Genomic DNA, 13,809 nt, shown 5'->3' with positions numbered 1-13,809 from the left:
TTGAGGCCACTCCGGAAGTGGCACGATCCCTGCAGGCGTCCGAAAACCGGTGGCGTGCCATCGCCAAGGAGTACGGGTTGTTCGACAGCGGTTCGGTTGCCGCCCTCCTGGGCGGCAGCGGGACGAACCGGAACAAGGCCCACCAGTTGGCCAAGGAAGGCAAGATCCTTGGAGTGAAACGTGGACGAGGCACCCTGTTCCCGGGGTTCGAGTTCGACCACGGTGAAGTCCGGCCCGTCATCGCGGAAGTTGCCGCCATCGGACGGCGCAATCGATGGTCCGACTCGCACCTGCTCCTCTGGCTGGCTTCCCCGAACGGGTACCTGGAAGGCCGCATCCCGGCCCGGATGATGGATGAGCCGGGCAAAATTCTCGAGGCTGCACGCCAGGACCTGGCAGAACGTTGGTAGGGCCGGTACCCGCCCCTCCGACCCCTTTCGACCCTCAGCAGATGACCATCCCCGAGGAAACCTTGCTGCACCGCGTTTACGGTGCCGGCCCAAATGGGAAGCGCCTCCCGACGTCATCCAACCCGGGCATTGGGGAGCCGACGCGGTTCGCTTTCTTTGACGACGAGCATGGGGTGCCGGTGCCCGTTCTCTACGCAGCCGAGGATGTGGAAACGGCTGTCTGCGAGTCGGTACTCCATCATCTGCCCGCTGCCGGAGGGACTGTCTTTCCTAGGCAATACGCGGACCGAATCGCCGCAGGGATCACGACGCTCAGGCCGCTGCAAGTGGCATCCTTCCGGGGTGTCGGGCTGCGGCACTTCGGGTTGGACCGGTCCCAGCTGACTGACACAGAGTCCACGTGGTACGCCGACACGGTGAAATGGGCGGAAGCCGCCTGGAAGGCCGGCCTGGACGGGTGTGTCTGGACCAGCCGCCGGCTCGACTCCGGCGTGGCTTACGTTTTCTTCGACCGTGCCAAGGACGCTTTCGGCCTTACCGGGAGGGTTTCACCAAAAGTCTTCCTGAACGGTCCCGATCTGGACTGGCTTATCAATTTTTGCGCCTTCATCAACGTGGATGTGGAGCTCTGACGTCTCAGCCCTTGGCCCCGCGATGCACGCCAATCAGTGTTTCCAGCGGGATCCGCGCGGTGGCTCGCTCGATCTGGGCCGATATTCCCTTAAGGACGGGGAGGTGCCTGGTCAGGGTGGACGCGTGGGAGGTGGGCAGCACCAGGCCAATCGCGGCGCCGATCCTGCCGGTGTGGAAAACCGGAACGGCGATGGAACACGAACCCAGCCGCACCTCCTCCAAGGTGATGGCGTAGCCTTGCTCGCGGATCTCACTCAGCTCTGCGGCGAACCGCCGGGGGTCAATGTGGGTGTGGGCGGTGGGCCGTTCCAGATCCCGGTTCAGGTAGGCGTCCCGGACCCAGTCTTCCTCGAAGGCGAGGATGACTTTCCCGACGGCGGTGGCGTGCATCGGCAGCCGGCCTCCTACGCGGGAGGCCCGGGGGACGCGCTTGGAGCCATAGACCCTGTCGATGTAGAGGACTTCATGCCCTGCCCGGATCGCGAGGTGCGCGGTCTCGCCGGTCAGGGAGAACAGGTCCTGGACGTAGGGGCGGGCAGCATCGCGCAGTTGCCGGCCGGTGTTCTGGGCGAGCTCCCACAGCCGGATGCCCAGCTGGTAGCGGCCGTTCGATTCGCGCGTCAGGAAACCCCAGTCCGTCAGCTCGTTGACCAGCCGGTGCGTCGTGCTCAGGGGCAGCCCGGATTTCTCCGCAATGTCGGTCAGGCTCAGGGCTCCGCGGGACTTCTCGAAGGCCTCCAGGATGGTCAGCACCTTGGAGGTCACGGTGCGTCCGGGTTCGCGGCTGCCGCCAGCCATGGTGACCTCCTGGTTTCCGGTGCGCCTCGCGGCGTCCGGAATTGAGTCTAGACGTGACGCAAGTCGTTTCCTCAGCTCTCGTCGAGGAGGCGCTGCCGCTGCGGCCACAGGGTGACCGATTCCAACGCAGACAGCGCCCGCGCCATGGCGTTCGCCTCGTCGGTAAACAGGTAGCCGTGGACGCGTTGGCTGCACAGCCGCAGCGCCTGACCGCGGTCCAGCCCGAACCAATCCATCACTGTGTCGATGCCGTGTGGACTGAGCCGCCAGGTTTTGTCCGCGTCCTTGACGATAGCGTCCTCGATGGAGAGTGCTTCGCGGCGGGAATCGTGCCCGTCAATGATGTCCAGAATTGCCGGGACTTTCACGTCATCGTAATCGGCCTCAGCGAGGATTCCGGCGGCCAGTCTGGCCCCCTCTTTCTCGTGGAGCAGCACAAGGTCCGGACGTCCGCCGCCCGGCGCGATTGCCGCCAGGACATCCGACGACGGCACCTGGGACCAGCCGATGTCGTGCAGCATGATCGCCGGAAGCACGACGGCGGCATCCGCTTCCGGGTGCGCGGCCAGCAGTGCGCGGGCCAGCCCAAAGGCGTAGAGCGTATGGGCGTCGTTGTCCCGTACCTTCAACAGAGGCGCCGCGAGCTCCCAGATAACGGCCAGACGGGGGTCCAGGGCGATGACCCCGTCCGGCTCCGCTTTGATCGCGGCAGAGACTGCCGCAACGTCGAGACCCGAGTGATTGGCTGCCGACCGTAGCTTTGTCATCCAACCAGCGTGCCCCGCCAAGGGATCAGCTGGCAACGATTTCTTCCGCCCAGCGGAATCACACCTCGCCATAGCGGAAGCGGGCGCGTCCGCCAACGGGTACCTGCGGGGCCACGTCGTGGTCTTTGAAGGAAATGTGCCGGATTCCTCCCCCGGGCTACCCGCCTGCGCTAGCGTAGCCACTGGGATCGGGAAATTTTCCTGGCGTCCTGGATCCGGGGCAATGCAGCCGTCGGGTTGTGTCTAATGTTTCGTTCGAGCAAAGGATGATCATGGCCGTTTCAATCGAGCTGGGCAAGAAACTCGACAAAGACTACGAAAACAAGAGCCTGGAGGAAGTCCTCGACGCTCCGCCGTCCGCGCTGGCCGGCCTCACGGACAAGCACGCCGAACTCCTGGCCGGCATGGGGATCAAGACAGCCCGCGATCTCGGCAGTAACAAGTACTTTGCAGTGGCAGGCGTCCTGGTGGCCCTGTCCAAGCACGTCGACTGATACACCCCCAACGTGAGAACGGTCCGGCCGGTTTCCACACCGGCCGGATCTTCCTGGTTACGAGCACCTCAGGGCAATTCCATCCCGAGAATCCGGGTCTCCGTCCGAAGCGCCATGCATGGCCCAATGTCACCTGCGTGCTCGCACGAATCGGCGTACGAGAACACAGTTCCCTGGTTGGCCACGGAGACCGGCTTCATAGCTGACGCCGTCGACCGGCGCATGCCGGTTCTGGAATCTGCTTCGGGAGCCAACTGCTGGCACGCGTGCTCGGCGGATGGGTATCGTCCTCTCCACGTCCCGAACAAGGATTTAAAGCGATCGCTTCCGACGACCACGAACTCATCCCCGAAGGTCCCTGGATGCAACTGCACGAGAGGTCGCGCAACGAAAACGCGCCGCAAGCATTCAGCGACGGACCCTACCTCGGCGTGCAGTTCCACCCCGAGGTCACAGCCGGCAGCTTCGAGAGCTGGATCGAACGCTGGATCGCCAGCGGCACGATCGAGCGGTTCCGCGTGAAAGGATTCGATATTGACGAGTTCCCTACCAGCAGATCAGAGGAACACCATGAACACCACCCCTCGGGCGATCATGCCCGCCGCCTTGCCCGCCGGTCCGGCAGAGCGGACCGTCTACTCCTACGGTGTCCGTGTCGGAGACACGCTACACATATCCGGCATGGTCGCCTTCGATGCCGACGGATCGATTGTCGGCGAGGGCAACATCGAGGCACAGACCGAGCAGGTCTTCGCCAACCTCCGCAGTGTCGTCGAGGAGGCCGGCGGCACTCTGGCCGACATCGTCTCCACGACAACATATTTGACAGACGTGGCCACCGCGCACATTGTGAGCGCTGCCCGGGCGAAGTATTTCACCGGGCCGGTCAAGCCCACCCACGCCGTCGTCGGAGTCGCTGCCCTGGCTAGACCTCAATTCCTCGTCGAAATTTCCGGCATCGCGCAGCTTGATTGACAGCCCCCGCCCGCCTCGTCTGAGCGATTAGACGGGGCGGGTCAAAGAGGGCCCACGGCTGCCCCGCTGGCCAGCGCTCTTAGTCCGAAGTTACGGCTGTCGTGACATGCGCTTAAGCAACGCGAAGTCCCAGCGCTGACCCGGCTATCCGATCAGCGCCAGCACCGCCCCCGCGCCGACGACGCCGCCGGCATCCGCACGGATCCCGCTCAGCGTCCCGGTGCGGTGGGCGGTCACCTGGGTCTCCATTTTCATTGCCTCAAGCACGACGACGGGATCCCCCGCCGCCACCTCGGCGCCCGGCTCCACGAGCCACTTCACCACAGTCCCGGCCATGTCCGCGCGGAGCTCGCTGGGATCAGCGACGCCGGCGGCAGCACCGCCGTCGGCAGCGCCATCCAAACCAGCCCCGTCAAGGGAAACCCCCGCCGGAACGGCCGCGCCGGAGCGCGCCCAGCCATCCAGTAGGTCAGCGGGAAGTCCAACGGCGAGGCGCCGGCCGTCGACGTCAACGGTAATGGTGCGCCGCTCACCGTCCGGAACGGACGTGCCGAACTCCGGATCCGCAGCGATGGAATCCGCGAAGTCCGTCTCGATCCAGCGGGTGTGGATGCCTAGCGCGGTCTCGGACGTGAAGTCGGGCGCCTGGACCACGGCCCGGTGGAACGGCATGACGGTGGCCACGCCGGTGATCTCCATTTCGGCGAGGGCGCGGCGGGCCCGGCGGAGTGCCTGCTGGCGGTCGGCGCCGGTCACGATCAGCTTGGCCAGCAGGGAATCAAACTGCGGAGCGACAACCGAACCGGAGCGGACCCCGGAGTCCAGCCGGATGCCCGGACCGGTGGGGCCGCTGAAGGTGGCGATGGTTCCGGGCGATGGCAGGAAGCCCCGGCCCACGTCCTCCGCGTTGAGCCGGAACTCGAACGAGTGGCCGCGCGGTGTGGGATCGGTGGTGAAGCGCAGCGGCTCACCGGCAGCGATCCGGAACTGCTCCTGGACCAGGTCCACGCCAGTGGTCTCCTCGGTGATGGGGTGCTCCACCTGCAGGCGCGTGTTCACCTCGAGGAACGCGACGGTGCCATCGGCGGCCACCAGGAACTCCACCGTCCCGGCCCCCGAATAGGAGGCTTCGCGGCACACTGCCTTGGCGGCGTCGTAAATCTGTTGGGTTTGCTCTTCGGTCAGGAAGGGTGCGGGGGCCTCTTCCACCAGTTTCTGGTGCCGGCGCTGCAGCGAGCAGTCGCGGGTGCCCACCACCACCACGTTGCCGTGCTGGTCCGCCAGGACCTGCGCCTCCACGTGCCGGGGCCGATCCAGGTACCGCTCCACAAAGCACTCGCCGCGGCCGAAGGCCACCACCGCTTCACGGACCGCGGAATCGAAGGACTCCTCGATCTGGTCCATCTCGCGGACCACCTTCAGCCCGCGCCCGCCGCCGCCGAAGGCCGCCTTGATGGCGATCGGCAGGCCATGCTCCTCGGCGAACTCGCGGACCTCAGCAGCCGAAGCCACTGGACCGTCCGTGCCGGCCACCAAGGGGGCGCCGGCGCGGACGGCGATCTCGCGCGCCGTGATCTTGTTGCCGAGCTGCCGGATGGCCTCCGGGGTGGGGCCGATCCAGGTCAGGCCGGCATCCAGGACCGCCTGGGCAAAGCCTGCGTTCTCGGACAGGAAGCCGTAGCCCGGGTGCACGGCGTCCGCCCCTGATTCCTTAGCCACGCGCAGGAGGTTGGGGATATCGAGGTACGTGTCCGACGGCGCGTTGCCGCCCAGGCTGTACGCCTCGGTGGCAGCGCCCACGTGCATGGCGTCGGCATCGACGTCCGCGTAGACAGCCACGGACTCCAGTCCGGCGTCTTCGCAGGCGCGGACGATGCGGACGGCGATTTCTCCGCGGTTGGCGATCAGGACCTTGCGCATCAGTTGCTCACTTTGTCTTGGAAACGTCGGGGGAAGAGTTGGTGGGCAGCCCGTAGCCCGGAGCCCAGCGGAACCGGATGGAACCGCCGATGGGAACCTGGGCGGCCAGGTCCAGCTGGTGGTCCACCACCACGCCGATTACCGGGTAACCGCCGGTGATGGGGTGGTCAGCCAGGAAGAGTACCGGCTGCCCTTCGGGCGGGATCTGGAGTGCGCCGGCCATGGTTCCCTCGCTGGGCAGCTCCCCGTCCCGGCTTCGGCTCAGCGGCTCACCGTCCAGGCGCATGCCAACGCGGTTGGAGCGGGGCGTCACTGCCCACTCCTGGGCGCAGAGGGATTCCAGCGCGGCGGCGTCGAACCAGTCGGCTCGGGGTCCGGGAACGATGTCCAGGACTGTGACGCCGGAGTCCGGGAAGTCGGGCTGCAGTTCGGGGTTGCCCACCACGTTGGAGGACGTGGCGGCGCCGACGCCCAGCAGTTGCCCGGCGGCCAGCGGTGCAGGTCCGATCCCGGACATGGTGTCCGTGGACCGGCTCCCCAGCACCGCGTCGACTGCCGCCCCGCCGCGGATGGCCAGGTAGCTGCGGAAGCCGCGTTCGGGCGCGCCGATGGTCAGGATCTCGCCGTCCAGCAGGGCAAACGCGGTGGCCATGGGCACCTCGCGCGCCTGCTCGGACTGGTCACCTTCGTCGTCCGGAGCGTCTGGGCCGGGAACGTCCGACGGCGTCACTATAGTCAGTGCCGACGGCGCGCCGGCCACTGCCAGCACCTGGTCCCCCACGGCCTGCACGCGCAGCCCGCCGGCAACGGATTCGACGACGGCGGCCGACGGGTCGTTGCCCACGATCCGGTTGGCGCGGCGCAGGGAGGAGCGGTCCAGCGCCCCGGCTGAAGACACGCCGAGCCCGGCGTGACCGGGGCGGCCGAGGTCCTGGATCAGGCTCTGCAGGCCCGGCGACAGGATCAGCAGGCCGGACTGGACGTCCGGTTCCTGGCTGGCCGGGGCTTCGGAATCCGCCGCCCCCGCCTGGGTGTCCGCGACTTCAATGAGCTCGCGCACCGCACTGAACTGCACGCGGTCACCGGGCGCAACCAGGGCCGGCTGCTCCCGGCTGAGGTCCCACATGGAGGCCGCGGTGCGGCCGATCAGCTGCCAGCCGCCCGGGGATTTCCGCGGGTACACGGCCGAATAATTGCCAGCCAGGGCCACGGAACCTGCGGGGACGGCGGTCCGGGGCGAACTCCGACGCGGGACTTCAAGTAGCTGGTTCTCCCCCACCATGTAGCTGAAGCCCGGCGCGAAGCCACCGAACGCAACCGTCCAGACCTGTCCGGTGTGGGCTGCAATGACGCCGTCAGCGCCCAGCCCGGTGAGCCGGCCCACTTCGGCGAGGTCGTCGCCGTCGTACACGGTCTCAATCTGCACCAGTTTGCCTTCGGCGTGGGACTGGACCGTCAGGTCCATCTCCAGCAGCAGGGCCGCCATCCGGCGCGCCGCAGCGGGCGAATCCGCCTTGACCATCACGGTTTCGGCGGCGGCCAGGACGTCCGCCTGGCCGGGCAGCGGCTCCTCCAGCAGGAGGGCCTGCAGGGCCAGGACGTCGTGGAGCCCGGAGAGTTCGGCGAGCACCGCCGTCGTACCTACCGGCCGGACGGCGAGCACCCGGGCCGCGGCAGCGGGCTTGCTGACTGTCTCCATGGGATCAGGCCGCGCCGCTCAGGCGCGGCTCTCCTTCGCGTCATCGCTGTGCAGCAGGCGGAGGTCCTCTTCCGGCTGCGGGTCGCGGCCGAGGCGCATGCCCACGATGGTGATGATGGCCGTCAGGAGGATGTACCCGGCGATCAGGTACCAGCCGCCGGACGCTGCGCCGTAAAGGGCGGTGAAGATCAACGGAGCCACAGCGCCGCCGATCACGCCGGCAAGGGTGTAGGCCAGGGAGCTGCCGGCGTAGCGGAGGCGGGCCGGGAACTGCTCGGTGATGAAGGCTGCCTGCGGGCCGTACATAAAGGCGTGCAGGGCCAGTCCGATCACCACGCCGATGATCAGCATCACCACGGACTTGCCCGCGATCATCAGGAAGAACAGGGGAATGTAGACGGCGGTGGCGGCAGCGGCAATGCCGTAAACCCAGCGGCGGTTGAACCGGTCGGTCAGGGCGCCGGCGAGCGGGATGAGGAAGAGCTGGAACGCGGAGCCGATCAGGATGGCAGCCAGCACGTTGCCGGTGGTCATGCCCAGTTCCTTGGTGGCGTAAACGGCCACAAAAACGGTGAACAGTGCGTAGAGCACGTCCGGGCAGACGCGGGACAGGGCAGCGGAGATCAGCGCACGGGGCTGGGTGGTGAAGACTTCCTTGATGGGGGCCTTCGGCTGGTCACCATGGGCCGCGATGGCCTTGAAGACCGGGGTTTCCTCGAGCTTGAGGCGGATGATCAGGCCGAAGACCACCAGCAGGGCCGAGGCCAGGAAGGCTACGCGCCAGCCCCAGGAAAGGAACGCTTCGGTGCTGAGTGAGGCGGCGAGGATGGCCAGGACGCCGTTGGCCATGAGGTTGCCGGCGGGAGGGCCGATCTGGGCTGCGGAGGACCAGAAACCACGTTTGTTGGGGTCGCCGAATTCGCTGGACAGCAGTACCGCGCCGCCCCATTCGCCGCCGACGCCGATGCCCTGGGCCAGGCGCAGGAGCACCAGGATGATGGGGGCCCAGATCCCGATTGCGGAGTAGTCGGGCAGCGCACCGATGAGGACGGTGGCGATGCCGATCAGTACCAGGGTGAAGACCAGGACGTACTTGCGGCCCACCTTGTCGCCGAGCCGGCCGAAGATGATGCCGCCGATCGGGCGGGCGAGGTAGCCCACGGCGAAGGCGGAGAAGGACAGGAGGAGGCCTACGAATTCATCGTCCGAGGGGAAGAAGATCTTGGGGAAGACGAGTGCCGAGGCCACCGAGTAGATGGCGAAGTCGTAGTACTCAAGCGATGTGCCGGTGAGGCTGGCAACGTACGCCTTGAGGGCGCCAGGCGGCGGCTTCCTTGCCGCGGTCTTTGCTGCCTTGTTGGTGCTGGTCATGGTTTCCTCCGGGGGGATGAGGGGTGGTGCGGGGGGCCGGCGTGCGGCCGTGGGATGGGGCTAGAGGAACGAGCTGATGCTGACACCGGCGTCGCCGAGAGCGGACTTCACTGCAGTGGCCATCGCTACGGCCCCCGGTGAGTCACCATGCACGCAGATGCTTTCCGCGCGGATTTTGAGGGTGGACCCGTCAATTGCGCGGACTGAGGATTCCGTGGCCATCCGTAGGACATGTTCCGCCACTTGTTCCGGATCCTCAAGGACTGCTCCCGGGAGGGAGCGCGACACCAGGGTGCCGTCCGGGTTGTAGGCCCGGTCCGCGAACGCTTCTGTCACTGCGCGCAGTCCGGCTGCTTCTGCAAGCCGCAGGACTTCCGAACCGGGGAGGCCGAGGATCGGAAGGTTGGGGTCAACCGATTTCACGGCGTCGACGACGGCCTGGGCCTGCGCTGTGTGTGTGACGATGGCGTTGTACAGTCCGCCGTGCGGCTTCACATACCGGACTTGGGTTCCTGCAACGGCGGCCAGGGCCTGCAGGGCACCTATCTGGTACACCACATCGTCGGCCAGTTCTGTGGGGCTGATGTCCATAAAACGGCGTCCGAAACCGGCGAGATCCCGGTAGCCGACGTGGGCGCCGATGACAACGCCGGCTCCAGCAGCCTCGCGGCAGGTCCTGCGGATGACGCTGGGATCGCCGGCGTGGAATCCGCAGGCCACGTTCGCGCTCGAAACCGAGCCGAACATGGCCAGGTCATCGCCGAGGCTCCAGCGGCCGAAGGACTCGCCGACGTCGCTGTTCAGGTCAATCGCTGCCATTTGTGATCCCCGTCTCATTGAGTGGTCCTACTAGGATGCACTAAATTTACGGATTGTTCAACAATCCTTCGATTCAACAATGTGACGATCGTGTAAATTCTCGAGTATGGCCTCTTCAGAACCGATCGTCCCCTCTTCGTCCTTCTCTCCGCGGGGATCGGCGAATCACGCGGCGACGCCGACCGCGGCAGGCCGCCTGCGGGTGGCCGTTCCGTCCGTGGCTGAGCGGGTGGCGGATGAGCTCCGCCTGCAGTTGGCGGAGGGGGCGCTGCTCCCGGGAACGCGGCTCACCGAATCCACCATTGCGGAGGACCTGGGCGTCTCCCGCAACACGGTGCGTGAGGCCTTCGTTGAGCTTGCCAGCGAACGCCTGGTGGTCCGCCATCCCAACCGCGGCGTCTTCGTGGCAAGCCTGGAGGCAGGGGACGTCCATGACGTCTATACCGTCCGTCGCGCCATCGAGGTCAGCGCGCTGCGTGCCGGAGGCAGCCCGGAGGATGTGGCCGCCGTCCGGGCCGCCGTCGAGGAAGGCAAGCGTGCCGCGGCGGCCAGTGACGACGAAGCCCTGGGCACCGCCAACCAGCACTTCCACGGCGCCATTGTGGCCATGGCCGGAAGCCCGCGGCTGAACAGCATCATGAGCCAGGTCCTGGCCGAGATGCGCCTGTTCTTCCACAAAGCCACCGTGGACGCGCAGTTCTACCAGCACTACCTGCCGGACAACGAAGCGATCTGCCTGGCCCTGGAAGCCGGGGAACTGGACCGCGCGGCCGACCTTCTCCAGGCGTATCTGGACCGCTCCGAAGACAACCTGAGCGAAGTGCACGGCGAAGCCGGAACAGACTGAGCCGTTAGGCTGGACGAATGAAACGCCGCCTTGCAGCCCTGTCCGCCGTCCCCCTGATACTCCTCCTCTCCGCCTGCGGATCGGTCCAGGAAGTCGCTGAAAACACCGCAAACGATGCCGCCTCCAAGGTGGCTACCGCAGCCTCGGACGAGGTCAGGAAGCAGGTCTGCACCGTGGTGGAGGACGGGCTAGTCAGCGTCCAGGACAAGGCATTGCTGGGCGGGCTGGTGTCCGCCGCGGACACTGCCGGGGTGCCCGCGGAAATTACGACGCCGCTGGGCCAGATCGCCGAAGCCGGAGACCAGGTGCCGGCCGAGTCAGTCACAGCACTGACGGAAGCCTGCTCGGCTTAGTTCCGGCTGTTCCTGTTAGAGCAACGCGGGCTCACAAGTTAGCGCTTGCCCTTTTTGCGTGAGCCCTTGCCGCGGCCCTTGTCCGGATTCGGGGCGTAGCGCTGGGCCACCTTCGGTTTCTTGACCGCGGGGCCGCGCCGGTCCGGCTTCGGCTCCTTCTTGGGCTTCTCCTGCTGGGCCGAGGGCTGCCGGGAGCTCGCCGCGGTGCGGCCGCGGACAATCCCGATGAACTCCTCGATGATGTCGTCCGAGGAATCGCTGGGCCAGGCGAGCGCGATCTCCGTGACCGGGGAACCCGTTAGCCGGCGGGCAACGGTGTCCTTGACGTTGAAATGCCGGGCCACGGACATGGGCAGGATTACCAGGCCCGCACCGGACGCCACCACCTGCATGGCCGCTTCCGGGCCACCCATTTCGGCTACGTCCAGGAACGTCTCTGCCGACAGGTCGGCCAGGGCCACTTCCTCAAACACCGAAATCTCGTGCCCCTTGGGCGCCACCACCACGGGCTGCTCCTCATACAGGGGGATCACGTTGAGGCCCTCGCGTTCCACCGGAAGCCGGACAAAGCTGAGGTCCGCGGAACCGTCACTTAATACGGAAAGCTGGGCGCCGTCGTCGGACATAAACGACTCCAGCGGGATGTCCAGGACGCGCTCTTCCCAGCGGCGGATCCATTTGCCCGGGGTCACGCCGGCCACGTAGGCGAAGCGGAGCACTCGGGGTGCCTCCTGCTCCGGCGATTCGGCGGGGCTTGCGTTCTGGGGGGATTCATTGTCTGCGGGCACGTCTTCACAGTACCGCCCGCGCGGCCCCGCAATGCCGGAACTGGGGTGGAGCTGGTGCGGGACTGGTGCTGAGATGGTGCCCTACGGGCAGGCAGCCGGATACCCTTGAACCATGACCTCTGCAAACTCCCAGTCCATGAAGCCGGCCACCGTTGCCAAGAAGCTTGGCATCTACCTGCCGGCAACACCGCAGGAGTTCCAGGATTCAACCATCAGCCGCGCCGATTTCGCCGAACTCCAGGCCAACCCGCCGGAGTGGCTCGCGGAGCTCCGGCGCAACGGCCCGCACCCCCGCCCGGTGGTGGCCCAGAAGCTGAACGTCTCCATCAGCGGCCTGGCCCGCGGCGGTGTTGAGGAAGCGCTGACGACGGCGGAAATCACCGCGCTGCTGCAGGCTCCCCCGGCATGGCTGGTCACCGAGCGCTCCACTCATGCCGCCGTCCGCACCGAAGCCCAGCGCGTCAAGGACGAAGCCGTCAAAAGGGACGCCAAGAAAGCCCGCGCCCAGGCCGAATAGCCTCCGCTTTCTGAGTCACCTGCGCTTTTCCTAGGCTTGTCCGCGGATCTGAACCTTCACGATTCGGATCCGCGGACAGGCCTCTGTTGTTCCTTTCATTGCCAATCGTAGAACAAGGGCTACATCAAGCGTAGAATGCAGCCATGGACAAGGTAGGGGTTCGGGAACTCAAGCAAAATCCAAGGGCTGTCATTGAGCGGGTTGAGCACGGAGCCACTCTTGAGATAACCCTCCAAGGCCGTGCGGTCGCAGTGATCTCACCTGTAACGCATCGCAAGAAGTGGACTTCAGCCGCTGAAGTGGCAATTGCCCTGAAGCTCGCCCAGCTCGGCGCAGACCAGACCGGGTGGCTCACGGAACATGAAGAATCCAGAGATGCCGATCCCCTTGTTGATCCGTGGACTACCCAGTGATCCTCCTTGACACGAATGTCCTGATCGCACCACCGGCCGTGTGGCCGGCCGGCGCCGTACTCGGCTCGAGCATCATCTCGCTGGCGGAGCTCCAATTCGGAATCCGATCGTCAGCGTCTGAGGAGATCCGCCGGAACCGGGTGCACCGCCTTGCCGTCTGGCGGGAACTGATGGACTGGATTCTCTTTGACGAGCATGCCGCCGAGAGTTATGGCGAGCTGGCTGCGCGGGTCAAGCGCCTGAGGCCCCAACATGCCAGGAGTAAGGACATAATGATCGCCGCGCAAGCCCACTCTCTTGGCATCCCGTTGATGACCCGCAACGCCAGGGACTTCGAGTTGGTCGAAGATGTGGTGGAGATCCTGGAGGCAGGCGACTGAGTGCGGGACTGACAATCCAACCCATTTGCGGCCAGGTCCGTGCGCCGAAGCGATAGCCTGGACGCTATGCGCACCGGGAGCGAAACACCTTGACGGCCAGAGACTGGTCAAGCAGCTGAAATCGCGGCAACCGTAGCCAGCTACCTTGAGATGCTGCGATTGGAAGTGCTAGGGCAGCCCTACAGTAAAACGATGTTCCGGGATCGGCTGCTGGCCCTGCTGAACAACCGGACCAGCACCGCCGTCGAGTATAAGCACCAGAACATCTCGGCCGTCATGATGAGGCTGGGCCTTCGCCCCATCAAGGGATACCAGCCAGAACTACCAGCACGCGCTGATCGCTGAAGTTCAAGCGCAACTGGCGTCCTCGCCGTCGATCATTGAGCAAGTCTTGGCCGAGGCGCTGCACACGCCTGACGCCGCAGCAATTGGCGCACTCGACTTCGATTGGTCCCCGATCCCCAAAATCGTCCTCCCGGACGCCCGGGCCGGCGCCCGGTCAGCGCGTCACTACGACTAAGCCTTGATCCACCGATGTTGCTCGGGGCGCCGACGGCGGTTTAAACCGAGAATGCCCGTCTTTTCAAGGAAAATGGAGCTTGTCTAGAACCCATTGACCACCGAA

At 66.0% G+C, this 13,809-nt stretch carries 17 protein-coding genes; 10 read left to right on the top strand and 7 right to left on the bottom strand.

Annotated elements, in window-relative coordinates; all coding sequences use genetic code 11:
• Positions 1-17: 17 nt before the first annotated feature.
• The gene (locus NG701_RS11985; protein WP_252567719.1) at positions 18-410 is read left to right on the top strand and encodes a hypothetical protein; all 393 of its coding nucleotides are present in this window, start codon (positions 18-20) and stop codon (positions 408-410) included.
• A 41-nt stretch (positions 411-451) separates the two neighbouring features.
• Positions 452-1,042 (top strand): RES family NAD+ phosphorylase, encoded by a 591-nt coding sequence (locus NG701_RS11980; protein WP_252567717.1) that lies wholly within the window; start codon positions 452-454, stop codon positions 1,040-1,042.
• Positions 1,043-1,046: 4 nt separating this feature from the next.
• On the opposite strand, the gene NG701_RS11975 is transcribed toward NG701_RS11980, so the two are convergent.
• Positions 1,047-1,841 (bottom strand): IclR family transcriptional regulator, encoded by a 795-nt coding sequence (locus tag NG701_RS11975; RefSeq protein WP_252567715.1) that lies wholly within the window; start codon positions 1,839-1,841, stop codon positions 1,047-1,049.
• Between the two features lie 71 nt (positions 1,842-1,912).
• Positions 1,913-2,608, bottom strand: a complete 696-nt coding sequence (locus tag NG701_RS11970; protein ID WP_252567713.1) for an HD domain-containing protein — start codon at positions 2,606-2,608, stop codon at positions 1,913-1,915.
• A gap of 272 nt (positions 2,609-2,880) precedes the next feature.
• Between NG701_RS11970 and NG701_RS11965 the strand changes: the two genes are divergently transcribed.
• Positions 2,881-3,102: a hypothetical protein gene (locus tag NG701_RS11965; RefSeq protein WP_252567711.1), complete on the top strand. Its 222-nt coding sequence runs from the start codon at positions 2,881-2,883 to the stop codon at positions 3,100-3,102.
• 570 nt (positions 3,103-3,672) lie between these two features.
• Entirely contained in the window at positions 3,673-4,077 is a 405-nt protein-coding gene (locus NG701_RS11960; protein ID WP_252567709.1) for a RidA family protein, read from the top strand.
• Between the two features lie 144 nt (positions 4,078-4,221).
• On the opposite strand, the gene NG701_RS11955 is transcribed toward NG701_RS11960, so the two are convergent.
• The 4 genes from NG701_RS11955 to NG701_RS11940 are packed head-to-tail and all read right to left on the bottom strand — an operon-like array spanning position 4,222 to position 9,886.
• Positions 4,222-5,997 (bottom strand): acetyl/propionyl/methylcrotonyl-CoA carboxylase subunit alpha, encoded by a 1,776-nt coding sequence (locus NG701_RS11955; RefSeq protein ID WP_252567707.1) that lies wholly within the window; start codon positions 5,995-5,997, stop codon positions 4,222-4,224.
• A 7-nt stretch (positions 5,998-6,004) separates the two neighbouring features.
• Positions 6,005-7,696 (bottom strand): 5-oxoprolinase subunit B/C family protein, encoded by a 1,692-nt coding sequence (locus NG701_RS11950; RefSeq protein WP_252567705.1) that lies wholly within the window; start codon positions 7,694-7,696, stop codon positions 6,005-6,007.
• A gap of 18 nt (positions 7,697-7,714) precedes the next feature.
• The gene (locus NG701_RS11945) at positions 7,715-9,067 is read right to left on the bottom strand and encodes an MFS transporter (protein WP_252567703.1); all 1,353 of its coding nucleotides are present in this window, start codon (positions 9,065-9,067) and stop codon (positions 7,715-7,717) included.
• A gap of 60 nt (positions 9,068-9,127) precedes the next feature.
• Positions 9,128-9,886, bottom strand: coding sequence for a LamB/YcsF family protein (locus tag NG701_RS11940; protein ID WP_252567701.1), 759 nt, complete (start codon positions 9,884-9,886; stop codon positions 9,128-9,130).
• Between the two features lie 106 nt (positions 9,887-9,992).
• On the opposite strand from NG701_RS11940, the gene NG701_RS11935 reads away from it, so the two are divergent.
• Together NG701_RS11935 and NG701_RS11930 are read left to right on the top strand one after the other, a co-directional pair.
• Positions 9,993-10,733, top strand: a complete 741-nt coding sequence (locus tag NG701_RS11935) for a GntR family transcriptional regulator (RefSeq protein ID WP_252567699.1) — start codon at positions 9,993-9,995, stop codon at positions 10,731-10,733.
• A gap of 17 nt (positions 10,734-10,750) precedes the next feature.
• Positions 10,751-11,086, top strand: a complete 336-nt coding sequence (locus NG701_RS11930; RefSeq protein ID WP_252567697.1) for a hypothetical protein — start codon at positions 10,751-10,753, stop codon at positions 11,084-11,086.
• Positions 11,087-11,124: 38 nt separating this feature from the next.
• On the opposite strand, the gene NG701_RS11925 is transcribed toward NG701_RS11930, so the two are convergent.
• Positions 11,125-11,874, bottom strand: coding sequence for a LysR family transcriptional regulator substrate-binding protein (locus NG701_RS11925; RefSeq protein ID WP_252567696.1), 750 nt, complete (start codon positions 11,872-11,874; stop codon positions 11,125-11,127).
• A 112-nt stretch (positions 11,875-11,986) separates the two neighbouring features.
• Here NG701_RS11925 and NG701_RS11920 point away from each other — a divergent pair, with 112 nt between their 5' ends.
• From NG701_RS11920 to NG701_RS11905, 4 genes are all read left to right on the top strand, one after another.
• Positions 11,987-12,391: a DUF5997 family protein gene (locus NG701_RS11920; protein ID WP_252567694.1), complete on the top strand. Its 405-nt coding sequence runs from the start codon at positions 11,987-11,989 to the stop codon at positions 12,389-12,391.
• Between the two features lie 143 nt (positions 12,392-12,534).
• Positions 12,535-12,804: a type II toxin-antitoxin system Phd/YefM family antitoxin gene (locus tag NG701_RS11915; RefSeq protein WP_252567692.1), complete on the top strand. Its 270-nt coding sequence runs from the start codon at positions 12,535-12,537 to the stop codon at positions 12,802-12,804.
• Complete coding sequence (locus NG701_RS11910) at positions 12,801-13,184, top strand: PIN domain-containing protein (RefSeq protein ID WP_252567690.1); 384 nt, start codon at positions 12,801-12,803, stop codon at positions 13,182-13,184. Before NG701_RS11915 ends, NG701_RS11910 begins: the two co-directional genes overlap by 4 nt.
• 192 nt (positions 13,185-13,376) lie before the next feature.
• A complete protein-coding gene (locus NG701_RS11905) occupies positions 13,377-13,529 on the top strand; it encodes a hypothetical protein (protein ID WP_252567688.1) in 153 nt (50 codons plus the stop codon).
• The last annotated feature ends 280 nt before the right edge of the window (positions 13,530-13,809 follow it).

The organism is Pseudarthrobacter cellobiosi, from assembly GCF_023913815.1.
Lineage (GTDB): Bacteria > Actinomycetota > Actinomycetes > Actinomycetales > Micrococcaceae > Arthrobacter > Arthrobacter cellobiosi.
This window is presented reverse-complemented; position numbering and strand designations above follow the sequence as displayed.